The organism is Streptomyces sp. CA-181903 (genome assembly GCF_050937075.1).
GTDB lineage: Bacteria > Actinomycetota > Actinomycetes > Streptomycetales > Streptomycetaceae > Streptomyces.
In genome coordinates, this window is the sequence record NZ_JBNJLY010000001.1 from 3,964,412 (window position 1) to 3,979,546 (window position 15,135).

General features: G+C 73.9%; 10 protein-coding genes, 1 tRNA gene and 1 pseudogene. 6 read left to right on the top strand and 6 right to left on the bottom strand.

All coding sequences use genetic code 11. The features are described from left to right. The first annotated feature begins 89 nt into the window (after nt 1-89). Together ACQEVS_RS17740 and ACQEVS_RS17745 are read left to right on the top strand one after the other, a co-directional pair. The gene (locus ACQEVS_RS17740) at nt 90-497 is read left to right on the top strand and encodes an RNHCP domain-containing protein (RefSeq protein ID WP_433021530.1); all 408 of its coding nucleotides are present in this window, start codon (nt 90-92) and stop codon (nt 495-497) included. A 25-nt stretch (nt 498-522) separates the two neighbouring features. After that, a complete protein-coding gene (locus ACQEVS_RS17745) occupies nt 523-951 on the top strand; it encodes an RNHCP domain-containing protein (protein WP_433021532.1) in 429 nt (142 codons plus the stop codon). A 70-nt stretch (nt 952-1,021) separates the two neighbouring features. Here ACQEVS_RS17745 and ACQEVS_RS17750 read toward each other — a convergent pair whose 3' ends face one another. Further along, on the bottom strand, nt 1,022-2,476 hold the full coding sequence (locus tag ACQEVS_RS17750) for an aminopeptidase P family protein (protein ID WP_433021534.1): 1,455 nt from the start codon (nt 2,474-2,476) through the stop codon (nt 1,022-1,024). A gap of 111 nt (nt 2,477-2,587) precedes the next feature. Further along, complete coding sequence (locus ACQEVS_RS17755) at nt 2,588-4,471, bottom strand: PP2C family protein-serine/threonine phosphatase (protein WP_433021536.1); 1,884 nt, start codon at nt 4,469-4,471, stop codon at nt 2,588-2,590. 749 nt (nt 4,472-5,220) lie between these two features. Between ACQEVS_RS17755 and ACQEVS_RS17760 the strand changes: the two genes are divergently transcribed. Beyond that, the gene (locus tag ACQEVS_RS17760; protein WP_433021538.1) at nt 5,221-5,982 is read left to right on the top strand and encodes a bifunctional DNA primase/polymerase; all 762 of its coding nucleotides are present in this window, start codon (nt 5,221-5,223) and stop codon (nt 5,980-5,982) included. An 864-nt stretch (nt 5,983-6,846) separates the two neighbouring features. Here ACQEVS_RS17760 and ACQEVS_RS17765 read toward each other — a convergent pair. Beyond that, nucleotides 6,847-6,993, bottom strand: coding sequence for a hypothetical protein (locus ACQEVS_RS17765; RefSeq protein ID WP_433021540.1), 147 nt, complete (start codon nt 6,991-6,993; stop codon nt 6,847-6,849). A gap of 991 nt (nt 6,994-7,984) precedes the next feature. Between ACQEVS_RS17765 and ACQEVS_RS17770 the strand changes: the two genes are divergently transcribed. After that, complete coding sequence (locus ACQEVS_RS17770) at nt 7,985-8,953, top strand: DUF5926 family protein (RefSeq protein WP_433021542.1); 969 nt, start codon at nt 7,985-7,987, stop codon at nt 8,951-8,953. A gap of 400 nt (nt 8,954-9,353) precedes the next feature. Here ACQEVS_RS17770 and ACQEVS_RS17775 read toward each other — a convergent pair. Then, nucleotides 9,354-10,005, bottom strand: a pseudogene (locus tag ACQEVS_RS17775) (ATP-binding protein). A 56-nt stretch (nt 10,006-10,061) separates the two neighbouring features. Then, complete coding sequence (locus ACQEVS_RS17780; protein ID WP_433021544.1) at nt 10,062-10,910, bottom strand: glycerophosphodiester phosphodiesterase; 849 nt, start codon at nt 10,908-10,910, stop codon at nt 10,062-10,064. 324 nt (nt 10,911-11,234) lie between these two features. On the opposite strand from ACQEVS_RS17780, the gene ACQEVS_RS17785 reads away from it, so the two are divergent. Then, complete coding sequence (locus tag ACQEVS_RS17785; RefSeq protein ID WP_433021546.1) at nt 11,235-12,794, top strand: trypsin-like peptidase domain-containing protein; 1,560 nt, start codon at nt 11,235-11,237, stop codon at nt 12,792-12,794. Nucleotides 12,795-12,901: 107 nt separating this feature from the next. Then, a tRNA-Ser gene (locus ACQEVS_RS17790) sits at nt 12,902-12,988 on the top strand. Between the two features lie 71 nt (nt 12,989-13,059). On the opposite strand, the gene ACQEVS_RS17795 is transcribed toward ACQEVS_RS17790, so the two are convergent. Next, on the bottom strand, nt 13,060-14,757 hold the full coding sequence (locus ACQEVS_RS17795; protein ID WP_433021548.1) for a fibronectin type III domain-containing protein: 1,698 nt from the start codon (nt 14,755-14,757) through the stop codon (nt 13,060-13,062). Between the last annotated feature and the right edge of the window lie 378 nt (nt 14,758-15,135).

Below are 15,135 nucleotides of genomic sequence, written 5' to 3' on the forward strand. Positions count from 1 at the left end.
TCACCGCGCCGCGTGACCCGCGAAACGCCCCGAGGACCGCTCGGCCCCCTCCTGCTGACAGCGAGAACTTCCCAGCGAGGAGACCCCGGGTGTCCACCCACCACCACGACCACGCTCACCGGAGCGAATCCACCCACGCCCGTACCGCCACCGGCTTCGGCAGCACCGACACCTTCACGTGCGTCCACTGCGGCCTGACCGTCTCCGCCCTCGCGGCCGACGGCCGCCGGCGCGACCACTGCCCGTCCTGCCTGCACTCCCGGCACGTCGTCGACCACGTCGAGGGCGGCCCCTCGGAGTGCCGCGGCCGGATGACGCCCATCTCCATCGCGGTGCTGCGCACCGGCGACTGGATGGTCGTCCACCGCTGCGTGCGCTGTGACGAGCTCACCTCCACTCCCGTCCGCGCGGACGACAACCGGCTGATCCTGATGCGGATGGCCGTCCGCCCGCTCGCCCAACCCCCGTTCCCGTTGGAAGCGTTCGGGGACATCTGAGCGGCGCGAGGGAGAGGAGACGGACATGCCGCGACGCAAGAACCCGCGGGACGACGGGCGTTCACGCCGTCCGCAGCGCCGCAAGGACGTCCTGCACGGACAGGGCGGCCACCGGGCGGCCGACTTCCGGTGCGTGGGCTGCCGGCTCGGCGTGCCCCTTGCCGCACCGGGCACCGCACATCGCAACCACTGCCCGCACTGCCTGGTCAGCCTGCACGTCGACGGACGCGTGCCGGGTGACCGGGCCGCGGCCTGCCGGGGCCGGATGGAGGCGCTGAGCCTGTCCGTCCGCCCGGACGGCGAGTGGTTGATCATCCACGAGTGCCGCTCCTGCGGCGAACTGAGCGCCAACCGCATCGCCGGGGACGACAACGCCCTCGTCCTGATGCGCCTCGCGCTCCGCCCGCTCCGGGACGTCCGGGCCGAGGCGAACGGCGCGCTCATGGCGCTGTGAAACGGCGGCGGCGCAGCCCGGTGCGGGAAACTCCCGCCGGGCCGCGCCGCCGCGCCGGTACAGCCGGGGCTCAGCCCTTCAGCCGGGCCATCCACGCCTCGACGTCCGAGGACGTCCGGGGCAGGCCGGCGGACAGGTTCCGGTTGCCGTCCTCCGTGACGAGGATGTCGTCCTCGATGCGGACGCCGATGCCGCGGTACTCCTCGGGCACGGTCAGGTCGTCGGCCTGGAAGTAGAGGCCGGGCTCGACCGTCAGGACCATGCCGGGCTCCAGGACGCCGTCCACGTACGCCTCGGTGCGGGCGACCGCGCAGTCGTGGACGTCCATGCCGAGCATGTGGCCGGTGCCGTGCAGCGTCCAGCGGCGCTGCAGGCCGAGCTCCAGGACGCGCTCGACCGGGCCCTCGACCAGGCCCCACTCGACGAGCTTCTCGGCGAGGACGCGCTGGGCGGCGTCGTGGAAGTCGCGGAACTTCGCGCCCGGCTTGACCGCGGCGATGCCGGCCTCCTGCGCCTCGTACACGGCGTCGTAGATCTTGCGCTGGAGGTCGGTGTACGTGCCGTTGATCGGCAGCGTCCGGGTGACGTCGGCGGTGTAGAGGGTGTGGGTCTCCACGCCCGCGTCGAGCAGCAGGAGCTCGCCGGCGCGGACCGGGCCGTCGTTGCGCACCCAGTGCAGGGTGGTGGCGTGCGGGCCGGCGGCGCAGATGGAGCCGTAGCCGATGTCGTTGCCCTCCACGCGGGCGCGGAGGAAGAACGTCCCCTCGATGTAGCGCTCGGAAGTGGCCTCCGCCTTGTCGAGGACCTTCACGACGTCCTCGAAGCCCCGGATGGTCGAGTCGACGGCCTTCTGCAGCTCGGCGACCTCGAAGGCGTCCTTCACGAGCCGCTGCTCGCTGATGAAGATCCGCAGTTCCTCGTCGCGCTCGGCGGTGACCTTGTCGGTCAGCGCCGCCTCGATGCCGGCGTCGTGGCCGCGGACGGCGCGGACCGGGCCGGTGGCCTTGGCGAGGGCGTCGGCCAGCTCGCGCACGTCGGCGCAGGGCAGGCCGTAGAGCCGCTCGCCCTCGGTGAGGCTGTTCCGGCGGCCGACCCACAGCTCGCCCATGCCGTCGAGCCAGAACTCGCCGTTCTCACGGTTCGAGCGCGGCAGCAGGTACAGCGTGGCGTCGTGGCCGTCCGCCGTCGGCTCCAGGACCAGGACGCCGTCCTGCGTCTGGTCGCCGGTGAGGTACGCGTACTCGGTCGAGGCGCGGAAGGCGTACTCGGTGTCGTTCGAGCGGGTCTTGAGGTTGCCCGCGGGGATCACCAGGCGCTCGCCCGGGAAGCGCGCGGAGAGCTCGGCGCGGCGCCGCGCCGTCTCCTCGGCCTGGGGTATCGGCCGCAGGTCGTGCAGCTCGGTGTCGGCCCAGCCGCTCTTCATGTTCTCGGCGAGCTCGTCGGAGACGGCCGGGTAGAGGCCGTTCTTCCGCTGCTTGATCGGCTCGTCGCCTTCGGGGTTCTCGGGCGCGGGCTGCTCGGTCATGCTTTCCTCCTCGAACGGGGCCGCCCCCCATCGTAGGTGGGCGGAGGAGCGCCGGAGGCGGCCGGAAGAGGGGCATACGTCCGGATTCGCAACCGGACGAACCGGATGGGATCAGTCGAAGTGTGCCACCAGGAGGACGACGTCCTCACCGGAGCGGAGTTCGTCATATCCGCCGGACGCGTCCGTTCCGTCGCCTGAGCCCCGGCCGCGGGCGGCCGTGGCCTCGGTGTCCTCCGGCAGGACCGTGCGGAGGATGTGGTCGGCCACCGCCTCCGGATCCCGCCGCGCCGCCCGGGGGACGCTCGCCGCCGCCGCGTGCAGCCGGGCGAACGCCCGGTCCATCGCGTCGCCGGTCCGGTGCAGCAGTCCGTCGCTGTAGAGCAGGAGCGTCTCGCCCGGCGCCGGTTCGATCTCGACGCTGGGCGCCTCCCAGCAGGCCAGCATGCCCAGCGGCGCGGAGAGCGAGGTTTCCACGTACTCGGTGCGGTGGTCGCCGATGATCAGCGGCGAGCAGTGGCCCGCCGCGGCGATGACGACCTTGCGGCCGGCCGGGTCGCAGTAGGCGAAGAGGGCGGTGGCGGAGCGGGCGGGCTCGGTCAGCCGCAGCAGGAGTTCCAGGTCGGAGAGGACGGCGACCGGATCCTCGCCCTCCATCACCGCGTACGCCCGCAGGGACGCCCGCAGCCGGCCGGTCGCCGCGACGGCGGACGGGCCGGAGCCGGTGATCCCGCCGACGGCGAGGCCGAGCGCGCCCTCGGGGAGGGGAAGCGCGTCGTACCAGTCGCCGCCGCCGCGCGGGCCGGTGCGGTGCCGCACCGCGAGCCGGATCCCGGCCACGCGCGGCAGCCGGCCGGGCAGCAGTTCGTCGTGGAGCGCGGCCAGGGCCGCGCGGGCGCGGCCGAGCTCCAGCAGCCGGGCCAGGTGCCCGGCCGCGTGGGCGCAGTAGCGGGCGGCGAGCCGCCGCTGGCGCTCGGTGGGCTCGGCCGGCTCGTCGTAGAGCCAGACGGCGGCGCCGATCCGGCGGTCCGGCGGGGGCTCGGCGGGGTCGGCTCGGCCGGGGACGTCCTGGGCGGAAGCCTCCTGAGCAGGGGGTTCCTGAGCGGGAGCTTCCTGGACAGGGGTGGGCGAGGCGGCGTCCAGCGGCATCGCGTAGCTCGCGGCGTACCCGAGCCGGGCCGCGACCTCGCGGTGCCGGGGGTCCAGGTCCTCCTCCCCGGGGATGTCGGGGCGGGCGGTGCCGGAGCGGGAGCCGACGGGCGGCAGTCCCTCCAGGAGGTGAACGTACGGGTGGGACGCGGCGCAGGGGGCAGGCGCGGGGGGCGACGGACGCGAGGAGGGTGAGGAAGGAGAGGAGGGGGACGAGGGTGCGTGTGAGACGTGTGAGGTGTGCGGCGGGACCTGCGGCCCGTTCAGGCTCCGCGGACCGTACGAGGCGTTCGGGCTCTGGGAGTCGTACGAGGCGTTCGGGCTCTGCGAGCCGTACGAGACATCCGGCGCACCCGGTGCGTCTACTGCATCCGTTACGTGTGGAATGGTCTCCAAGTGGCCCAGATCCGCGCGGCCGAGCCCGAGTGTGGCGGTCGCCGTACGGCCGGTGTCGTCGACCGGGTGGAGGGTGACCAGGCCGCGGCCGGCGCCCAGGAGGGTGGCGCCGGCGCGCAGGAGTTCACGCAGTGCTTCGTCCAGGTCCGTGGTGCGGGTGAGGCGCTCGGTGAGTTCCTGGAGCGTGGTGAGGTCCGAGACCCAGCCGGCGAGCCGGTCCTGGACGAGGCCGTCAGGGCGCTGGGGGCCGCGGGGGACGCCGGTGCTCGGGGGAGACGTGGGGCCGGACGGTTCCGTGGTGGAGGACAGGTCCGTGGTGGCGGACGGGTCCGTGGTGCCGGTGAGGGGGGAGGTGGCGGCGTTCGCGGGGCACGCGGCGGAAGCAGAAGCCACGGCCGGGGCGGGGAGGGACGGATCGATTCCGGCCACTTTCGGGAGGTGGGGGGCGCTCATGGCCGTCTGCTCCGCCGGACCCGTGCGGAGGCGGCCCCGGGGTCCGCCCCGGAGGGCGCCCGCAGAGCTCCGGCGTACGGATTCGACCGGCCCGTCAGCCTGCGTGTTCCATGGAATAGCACCGCAAACCCCCTGTCGTGGTGCGCGCTATCGGTGACTCCACATGTACACGCCCCGGTGAGGCGATGTCCAGCATTGGACCAGTGGGAATGATGGTGTCTGAGGGGTTTTGAAGTTGGCCGGAAAATAGTGCCGTGCTCGCCGAATTGCGGTCGACTGGCCGTGCTCGACAGCGCGTCACCGCCACCGCGGTGGGTACGTACTTGAGGAAGGGCAGGGGGAGTTGGGGGCGCCCCGGAACCCGGCGGAAGGCCCGGGCGTCTTACCCGGCAACGGCCGTGCCCGTCCCCGAGTGGCATGGGGGAACCCATGCCGTGGGCGAGGGGCGTACCGGCCCCAGCACCAAGCGCCATGCGTGCGCCACCCTCCGCCATGTTTCACGCTCGGCCCCAGGCGTGATGCGCTGCGTTGTACGCGCAGTGACCTGTGATCCATGTGGTGCGCCGACCATGAAGCGCGGCGGCGCGTCGAGTGCCGCGCGAAGCGGCGCCCGTAGTGCCATGTAATGCGACACGCAGTGCTGCACCTGCAACGAATGCAGTGCCCTGAAGCAACGAATGCAGTGCCCTGACGGCCCTGGTCTCCGACCGGGGCCCACCTTCGGCGTTCACGGAAAGGAACGAGCGCTCATGCGCGAGATCCTCGGAAGGCGACGCAAGCTCTCGCTCCGGCGGCCCGGCCGGTCCGCGGTGGTCACCGCGGCCCTGACCTACGCCACGGAGTGGCAGTGGCCCGTACTCCCCGGTGTGGGCCTCCGGCCCGGCATCGGCCGCGTGCGCGAATGCGGCTGCGCCCACCCGGACTGCGCGGTACCGGGCGCCCACCCGTTCGACCCCGGGCTGCTGGCGGCCACCACGGACGCGCGGATGGTCCGCTGGTGGTGGACCAACCGCCCGGAGGCGCCGATCGTCCTCGCCACCGGAGGGCGCGCGGCGAGCGCCGTGAGCCTCCCCGCGATCGCCGGGGCGCGCGCGCTGGCGGCCTTCGACCGCGCGGGCGTGCGCCTCGGCCCGGTGGTGGCCACGCCGACGCGCTGGACGCTCCTGGTGGTGCCCTACTCGCTGGAGGTCCTCGGCGAACTGCTGCACAACCAGGAGTGGGTGCCCGGTTCGCTCCGCTTTCACGGCGACGGCGGCTACGTCGTCCTCCCCCCGTCCACCACGGGCCCCGGCCGGGCCCGCTGGGAGCGGACGCCGCAGCCCGTCGGAGCACCGTCCTCCGGGGCGACGCCAGGGCGGAACCGCGTCGGCCGGCCGGGCGGGCGGGCCGCCGGCGGAGCGGGCGCGGGGGCGCGGCCCTGGCTGCCGGACGTGGCCTCGGTCGTCGACGTCCTGGTCGAGCAGAGCGCGGCCACCGGATCGACGGGCGGCGGCAGCCGGCTGGCGTACTGAACGGCCGCACGGAACGGTCACACCGAACGGCCGGACTGAACGGCCCAATCCGATGGCCGCGTTGGACGGCCGCACCGGAAGGCCGGGTGCCAAGGCCCCGGAACCCGGAACGCATCGCTCGGGCGCGGCTCGCCCGTGGAGCGCGTACGGACGGGAGACGCACGCGCTCTCACTCGTACGGGTGCAAGCCGCGCCGAGAACTGCGGGATTCGGGTGGTGAACGGCAGGGTGCCGGGGGTGGGGGCCGCTATGTTCGGGGACCGGGCCTGCGTCGGAAGCGGTGCCGGTCGAACGCCGGTCGTCGCCGGCGGGTTCCGACCGGACGCCCCCTCGGCCGCGCCGGTCCGGCGGGGCGCGTTCCGAATCGCCCCGCGTCCAGTGTCCGCGGCGAGTCGCAGGTGGTCCCATGGAGCGTGCGTCCGGTGTGCCCGGCGTGTCCCAGCAACGTGCAGCGAATCTCCGGATGGTCGCGCTCGCGGCCGCGGTGGTGCTCGCCGTCGTCCTGCCGCTCGCGGCGGCGACGGCGGGTCCCGCCACCCCGGCCGACCGGGCGAAGGCCGGGCCGGACCGGAAACCGGCGGGTGCCCGCCCGGCCGGCGCGGAGCGGCCCGCGGCGCTCGGGAGCCTCGGGGACACGGCCGGTGACGCGGTCGCGGCGGCCGGTGCCCTGACGGACGGCGCGCGGAAGGGGGCGGGCGCCGGTGGCGGCTCCGGCGCGGACCGGGGTGCGCGGCCCGCGGCGGCGGCGCCCGCCGACCCGGACGAGCCCGTGACCCGCTGCGGCCCCGAACTCGGTTCCGCCGGCGGCCTGGAGGCCCAGACCTGCGTGCTGACCGAGGGCGCGGAGACCTGGGCGCGGACGTACTACCGGAACGGCACCGATGATCCGGTCACCGGCGTGTTGACCTTGATGGCGCCGGACGGCGGCTCGCTCCAGGTGCGCTGCCCGATGCCCGCGACGGACGCTCCCGACAGCTGTGAAACCCCCGGCGGCGGACGGTACGCGGACATGGCGCGTATGCGGCGGTCGCGGAGATCGCCTCGGCCGATGGGAAGCTGCTCCTCCGCTCCGGCAGCAACTCGCCGGAGGCGTCGGACGATTAGCGCGGCCCGCGCGGAACGCTCGGCTCCGGCGAGGAGCCGGCGTTCTTCGCCGCCGCCGGGCCGGCGCTCGGGACCGGCCGCCCCCGGGCAGGAGAAACGTCGTGGCCTCGGCCTGCGAGCTTCGAAGAGGTGGCATCGGGGCGGCCCGGGGATTCCCACCGGGCGAGCTCCCGGAGACGCCCGGTGATCCGCGGCGGGTTCCGCCGGCATCCGGGCATGGAAGCGCCCGATCGCTGGCGACGGGGGATGCACCAGCGACCGGGCTCCTAGAACGGTAACAAGAGATCGGCGGTTCGCAAATTCGATCGTGGATTTCCGGACGCCGATTTCCGGGCTGACAGCGGGAGTTGTGACAGGAGTCACGCGAGTGGCGCCCCCGAAAGCCCGGAACCGACGCCTCCGCCGAGCCGTGAAGCACGGGTCCCAGGGCCCCGGCCCCCGACCGGACCACCGGCCTCCGCGACGACCACCCCCTCGGGGGCACCGGACCCCACCCCGGATGCGGACGGCGAGCCGGAGGCAGGGGCCCGGCCTTTCACCGTTTCTCAAACGCCGGACGGGCTGAATCAGCCTGTCCGGCGTTTGAGGACCTCGCGGCGAAGCCGCGATGCCAGGGGTCCGGGGGCGCGCCCTGGAAGAAACGGTGAAAGGGAGGGGCCGGGGCCTCCCACCCCGCGTGCGAGCGGGCGCTAGGCTCGCGCCCGTACGGGCCGGAGCATCCGGCCTGCAGCCGGCGGGCCGGCGGGCGGACGTCCGGAGCGGACGGCCGGACGCCGGGGATCCGGCGACAGGAGATCCGGCAGCGGAGATCCGGACGTCGGGCATCCGGAAACGGAGCGCCGCGGCGCCGGAGCCCCGAGCCCGGAGTCGGAAGCATCGATCGGGAGACACGCACGCCATGGCCAAGAAGCGCCGCCCCCAGACCAAGGCCGCCGCACCGCGGGCCGTCGACGGGCCGATCCCCGTCGTCGGTGCCCGCGAGCCCTGCCCCTGCGGCTCGGGCCGCCGCTACAAGGCGTGCCACGGCCAGCAGGCCGCCCACGCCTCGGCCGAGCTGGTCCAGCGGCCCTTCGAGGGCCTGCCGGGCGAGGCCGACTGGGTCGCCCTGCGCGAGCTGGTGCCCGCCGCCACCGTGCGGCTCACGCTGAAGGACGGGCTGCCCGAGGGCGTGCCCTCGGTGACCCTGGCGACCGTCCTGCCCATGGCCTGGCCGGCCCTGCGCCGCGACAACGGTGTCGTCCTGCTCGGCCTGCAGAACGACACCGCGACCGGCGACCTCAGCCGCGACCTCGCGGACACCCTCCAGCGCGCCCTGGCCGCCGAACCGGGCACCCCCGTCGGCGGTTCCCGCACGGGCGGCGACGGGCCGCGGCTCCAGGACCTGCTGGACCTCTCGGCGCCCTTCGAGCCCGAGGTGCACACCGGCTTCGAGTTCTGGGTCGAGAACGCCGAGAACGCCACCGGCGAAGTCGCCGCCTCGCTGGAGCGGGCCAACGCCGCCGCGATCCCCACCGTCCGGCTCGCCGGGGCCGAGGGCGCGTACTGGTGCGAGACGCCCGAGAAGAACCACCTGCGCTGGGTGATGACCCACCCGGAGGAGAAGCTGCTGGACGCGCTCGCGCGGCTGCACGCGGCCGGTGAGTCGTCGCTCGGGGAAGGCACCCGGCTCGTCGGCTCGTTCCGCGCCCACGGGCTGACCGTGCCCGTCTGGGACCTGCCCACCGGCGTGGGCGCGGCGGACGTCGAGAAGCCGGCCGCCGCGTTCGCGGAGCGGCTGAACAAGGCGCTCGCCGACGAGTCGCCGCTGTCCGGCGAGGAGCGCCGGGCACGCAACGGGCTGACGAGCCGTCAGGTCACGCTGAACTGACCCTTCCGGGTTGGCCCTTCGCCGACGGCAGCCGGTCGCCTGTCGTCCGCAGCCGGTTGCCCGTTGCCCGTTGCCCGTGGGCCGCCCGCCCGCTCGTCGTCCGCCGTCGGTCTCCGCTGGTGGGCGCTGCCGGGCGGCGGCCCCCGGGGCTGGACGGTGCCGGGCGCCCCCGGGCCTGCGGCGCGTCCTGCGTCGAGCCCCGCGGCGCCTCCCGCGGCCGAGCGCCGCGAAGTCCGGCGGCGCGGCCGCGAACCCGCGGGCACGTCCCCGAACCTCCGGAAGGTACGCGTCCGCCTCCCCCGGGAGGAGCCCGCCCGCCTTCCCCGGAGGGAGCGCATGCGGCTCCCCGGAAGGGGCGCATGCGGTTTCCCGGAAGGTGCGCGTCCGGCCGCGCGACGGACTACACCAGCCCGTCCAGATCCGAGAAGTCCAGCTCCGGCGCGAGGTCGACGCGCGTAGCGAAGCCGGCGCGGGCGGAGAGCACGGCCCATACCGTCACCTCGCCCGAGGCGTCGCGGACGCCCCACTCCTGGGACAGCGCGCTGATGATGTTGAGCCCGCGGCCGCCGCGGGCCGTGACCGAGGGAGTGGCCGGAAACGGACGGGTCGGGCCGCCACCGTCGGTGACCTCCACGGTGAGCCGTCCGCGTTCGTCCACTCGCCAGGCGGCGAGGACGCCGCCTTCGCCGTCGGCCCGTGCCGGGCCGCGCTCCCGGCTCAGCGGGCGCCCGTGCCGGTACGCGTTGCTGAGCAACTCCGAAAGAATCAGTACGGCGTCGTCGATGACCGGATCCGGTACCCCGCTCGTTCGCAGGTCCTCACGCATGCGGTGTCTCGCTTCGCCCACACCGGCGGGACCATGGGGTACGGCCATGATCGACGACGTGGGCACCTCCTGTGCCACCACCAACGCCACCCCCGAGACCTCCTTTGCCCCACGTCAGGGGATGAATGCCCCAATGGCCTGGACCGGAAACCGGCCACTCCGGGTCCGGTGGGGGCACTTGAGACGGCCGAACACGGGTCGAACGCGCCGGGGCACACCCTGTCATGTGCGCGGGGGCGTGCGGACGCGCCCGACGGCGCGTGCCGCGCGGGAAGCGCGCGTTCAGCGCCGTCCCACCTGTGTGAGCACCGCCTTCGGCCGATTGGTGATCACCGCGTCGACGCCCAGCCGCAGGCACAGTCCGACGTCCTCGGGCTCGTTGACCGTCCACACGTGCACCTGGTGCCCCGCACGATGCAACCGTGCCACGTACCCCGGGTGGGAGCGCACGATCCGGATGCTGGGCCCGGCGATGCCCACACCGGGCGGCAGCCGGCCGTCGCGCAGCCGCGGCGAGAGGAACTGCATCAGGTAGACGGCGGGGAGCGCGGGCGCCGCGGCCCGGATCCGGTGCAGGGAGCGCGCGGAGAAGCTCATCACGCGGACGGCCGGGGGCTCCCCGGGCGGCGGCCGGTCGAGGCCGAAGCGGCCGAGCAGCGCGAGCAGCCGGGCCTCGACCAGGCCCGCCCAGCGCGTCGGGTGCTTGGTCTCGATGGCGAGCTCGACGCGGCGGTCCGCGTCGACGACGAGTTCGAGGAGCCGCTCCAGGGTGAGGACGGAGGTGTCGGCCGGATCGCCGGGGCCCGTCGCCTCGGTGTCCGGCGCCTCCGCGTCCGTGGCGTGCCCCTTCCACGATCCGAAGTCGAGCGCCGCGAGATCGGCCAGTTCCAGGGACGAGACGGCTCCGCGCCCGTTGGACGTGCGGTTGACCCGCCGGTCGTGGACGCAGACGAGGTGCCCGTCCGCCGTCAGCCGCACATCGCACTCCAGCGCGTCCGCGCCGTCCTCGATCGCCTTGCGGTACGCGGCGAGGGTGTGCTCCGGCGCGTCCTCGGACGCGCCGCGGTGGGCGATGACGGCCGGCGGGCGGCTCCCGGGGCGGGACGCGGGGGCCGGGTGCGCAGTGGTCACCGCGTTATGGTGCCACCGCCTGGCACAATCGCGCATGGGGCGCTTGTGCCCGGTCGGTCCGCTTGCCGCGCCGACCGGTCCGGCCGCCTGGCCACCCGGCTGCCCGGCCACCCGGCCGTTCCGGCGAATCGCCACCGCCGTCCCGTACGCCACCCAGGCCACCCGACCACCGGTCCGGGCGGCGCGGAGGCGCACAGGGACCGCTTACGGCGGCCTGACGGGCGATGGGAAAGGCTGGCGGGGGTAGGTGTTCCGGCGTGGCCCCGCCCGTCCCGCAGCGGCTCCGGCCGTGAACGAACCGACGTACCTGATGAGGAGACCACCGTGAGCACCGAGAACGAGGGCGCCGCCGTTCCTTCCGCGGGTGGTTCGCAGTCGGGATCTCCGGCTCCGGAGGGGGCGAAGGCTCCGGAGGGGGCGAGGGCTCCGGAGGCGGCGAAGGGGACGACACCGCCCGCGCCCCCGGCTCCGCCCGCCGGCGCCGCCGCGACGGAGGGCGGGGACGGCCGCACCGAGCAGCTCCCGACCGTACCGCCGCACGCTCCCGCCGGTCCTTCCGGTCATCCCGCTCCTCCCTCCGGTCACCCCGCTCCGCCCGCCCCCGGAACCCCTCCGCCGCCCGCGGGCCAGGAGGGTCCCTGGTTCAACGCGGCGGGCGCCCCGGCCGCGTACGGCGCGGCGCCGCAGGACGGCACCGGGCACGGCGGCCCGTTCGTCCCGCCGGCCGCGCCCTGGGGCGCGCCCGAACCGCCGCGGCGCCGGCGCGGGGGCGGCCTCGCGGCGGCGGTCCTGGTGGCGGCCCTGGTCGCCGGCGCGGCCGGCGGCGGCATCGGCTACTGGGCGGCGAACCGGAGCGACACCTCGTCCACGACGGTCTCGGCCCCCGGCGACCCGAAGACCGCCAGCCGGACCCCCGGTTCCGTCGCGGACATCGCCGCCAAGGCGCTGCCGAGCGTCGTGACGATCGAGGCGCAGAGCAGCGGCGGCGAGGGCGGCACCGGCACCGGCTTCGTCTACGACACCGAGGGCCACATCCTCACCAACAACCACGTCGTGGCCGCGGCCGCCGACGGCGGCCGGCTCTCCGTGACGTTCTCCAACGGCAAGCAGTACGACGCGGAGGTCATCGGCCGCGCCCAGGGTTACGACGTCGCGGTCATCAAGCTGAAGAACCCCTCCGGGGCGAAGCTCAGCCCGCTCCCGCTGGGCGACTCCGACAAGGCGGCCGTGGGCGACGCGACGGTGGCGATCGGCGCGCCGTTCGGCCTCTCCGGCACGGTCACCACGGGCATCGTCAGCGCCAAAAACCGTCCCGTGGCCTCCAGCGACGGCGGCGGCAGCGGCAACGCCTCCTACATGAGCGCCCTGCAGACCGACGCCTCGATCAACCCGGGCAACTCGGGCGGCCCGCTGCTCAACGCGCAGGGCGCGGTCATCGGCATCAACTCGGCCATCCAGTCCGCGAACAACGGCGGTGGCTTCCCCGGCGCCCAGGGCCAGTCCGGCAGCATCGGGCTGGGCTTCGCCATCCCCATCAACCAGGCCAAGAACGTCGCCGAGCAGCTGATCAAGACCGGCAAGCCGGTCTACCCCGTCATCGGCGCCACTGTGAACATGAAGGACGGCGGCACCGGCGCCCGCATCGCCGAGAACGGCACCGACGGTGCCGCGTCGGTGACCCCCGGCGGCCCGGCGGACAAGGCCGGCCTCAAGCCGGGCGACGTGATCACCAAGCTCGGCGACACCAAGATCGACAGCGGCCCCACCCTGATCAGCGAGATCTGGACCCACAAGCCCGGCACCAAGGTCCCCATCACCTACGTGCGCGGCGGCAAGCAGACGACGACGGACATCGTCCTGGGCGAACGCACCGGCGACAAGTAACCCCATCCCCACCGTCCCCATCACACCCACCACCCCCGGCAGGTCTCCCCGCCCCAACCCGCACCCGGTAGGCTGTCCCCCGCGCCGCGGCGGGCAGCCCGGCGCGGGGAGGCTTGCCCGAGCGGCCTAAGGGAACGGTCTTGAAAACCGTCGTGGCAGCGATGTCACCGAGGGTTCAAATCCCTCAGCCTCCGCCGAGGTCAGCGTAGATGCTGGTCAGAAGGGGTGCCGACCTTTCGGGCGGCACCCCTGGCGCATTTCCCGGCTAGTGCTTTTCGACGCGGACCAGGTCGCTGCGGCCGGATTCCAGGCCGTCCTTGGACACGGCGACCACGTAGTAGGTCAGGCTGCCGCGGCGGGCGTTCGTGTCCAGGAATTCCAGCCGGCCGTCGCCGGCGTTCCGGACGGAGCCGGCGGTGGTGAAGGCGGGGCCGTCGCCTTCCCGCTGGACGTAGATACGGAAGCTCGGGGCATTGTCGAGGGAACGCCAGTACAACTGGACGCCCTGAGGGGCGTCATAGGCTTCCAGGCCGAACGGGGGCTGGGGTGCTCCGCGGAATTCGGGTGTGAAGCGGACGGTCTGTACGGAACGCTTGCCCTCCTGCTCGTTCAGGGCCACCCCGCTGAGCGCGTACTCGTAGGTGGTGCCGTCGACCGTGGGGTCGTCGACGTAGAACGGCAGGCCGGCGCTGCTCTTTCCGATGGCCTTCCAGTCGTGCCGCGGGTCGCGGCGCCAGACGCGGTAGGCGATCAGGCGGTCCGCGGAGGGGCCCTTGTCCCAGGTCAGTTTGGCCCGTCGGCCGTCGATGCCCGTCACCTTGAGACCGGTCGGAATTCCCGGCTCTCCGGGGCGGCGGGCCTCGGGGGTGAAGGAAACGGGTGCGGAACGCTCCGAACGCGCTTTCTCCGAGACCGCCACGACGGCGTACTCGTATGTGGTGCCGTCATCCTTGGGAGTGTCGATGGCCGAGGTCTCGGCGGTCGTGCCGGTGAGTTCCCAGTCGTGGCCGGCGGCGCGGCGCCAGACCTGGTATTCGCGTACCTCCGGCTCGGTGTTCTTCGTCCAGGAGAGTTCGGCCTGCCGGCCGTTGGACGAGGTCGCCTTGAGCCCGGCCGGGGCGGCCGGTGCGGTGGGGGCGGGCCTGGGCGTGCTGACGCGCGCCTCGGCGGAGAGGGGGGAGACGTTGCCGGCCTTGTCGACGGCGGTGACGGCGTAGGCGTAGCCGCTGCCGTCCTTCGCCGGGCGGTCGGTGAAGGACGTGCCGGTCACCGGCTTGCCACTGCTGACGGCCTGCCACGGCCCGGGCTTGCCGGCGGCCGGGAGGGTACGGCGGTGGACCTGGTAGCCGGCCAGGTCGAGTTCGCTGTTCTTGACCCAGGTCACGGTCGCCTTGCCGGACGCCGCGTCGTAGGCGGCCCGCGTGCCGGAAGGGGCGAGGGGCTTGACCTTGTCGTCGGTCTTGCCGGTAACCGGCGTATAGGTGAATTTCACGGCGGCCGGGCCCGTGACATTCGCGTACTCGACGCGGAGCGTGTGCTTGCCCTGCGGAACGCTGATTCGAGCGGACTTCTTCCGGGTACCCTTCGCGCTCTTCCAGAGGTCGATCGCACGGGTTTTGTCCATGTAGACGCGGACGCCGCCCTGGACTTCGGTGGCGAGGGTGAAAGGGCCCCCGGAGCCGAAGTCACGGGTGGTCGTCCAGCGCACGCCGAAGTTGTCGCGCGGGAGGCCCGCCGGGGCGCCGTTTCCGTAGTTCTCGGCTATCGCGTCGTCGCAGGCGGTCTTCTTGGGCTTGCCCGCGAACGTGGTGCCGGCGAAGAATTCGGCCTTCCAGACGCCGGGAGCGCAGCCGGAAACGGGCGCCGCGAGGGCGGACCCGGTCGGCACCGTCAGTCCCAGGGCCGCGGAGGCGATGACGAGGGTGGTCGCCGATGCGCGACGTACGGCGTTTCGTCCGTGCATGCCAGATGGGTCCTTGCTGTGAAACGGATGGCGCAAGGATGTGGGGGGAACGCCGCCGTGATAGTGCCATGCGGCGGGCGGCCCCGCACACGTGGGGCCGCCGTTCCGGGTGAGGAGATGTCGTCGTACCGTCCCCAGCCGCCGGCCAACCGCTTGAGATTCACCGACGCCGGAGACAGAGCGGTTGGTTGCCATTCAGCTGGGCGTGAGTGACCGTCCGTCAACCCCGCGTAGTACGGGCTGATGACGCCTCTTCGGTACTGAGGCGCCGACATCGCTCTGTGGGCCTTCGTGCCGGTGGCCCAATGAATCACGCAGAGGCATCGGGCGGCATTCGCGTCGGGTGAAGGCGTGCTCCGGATCACAATCCGCCGCCGG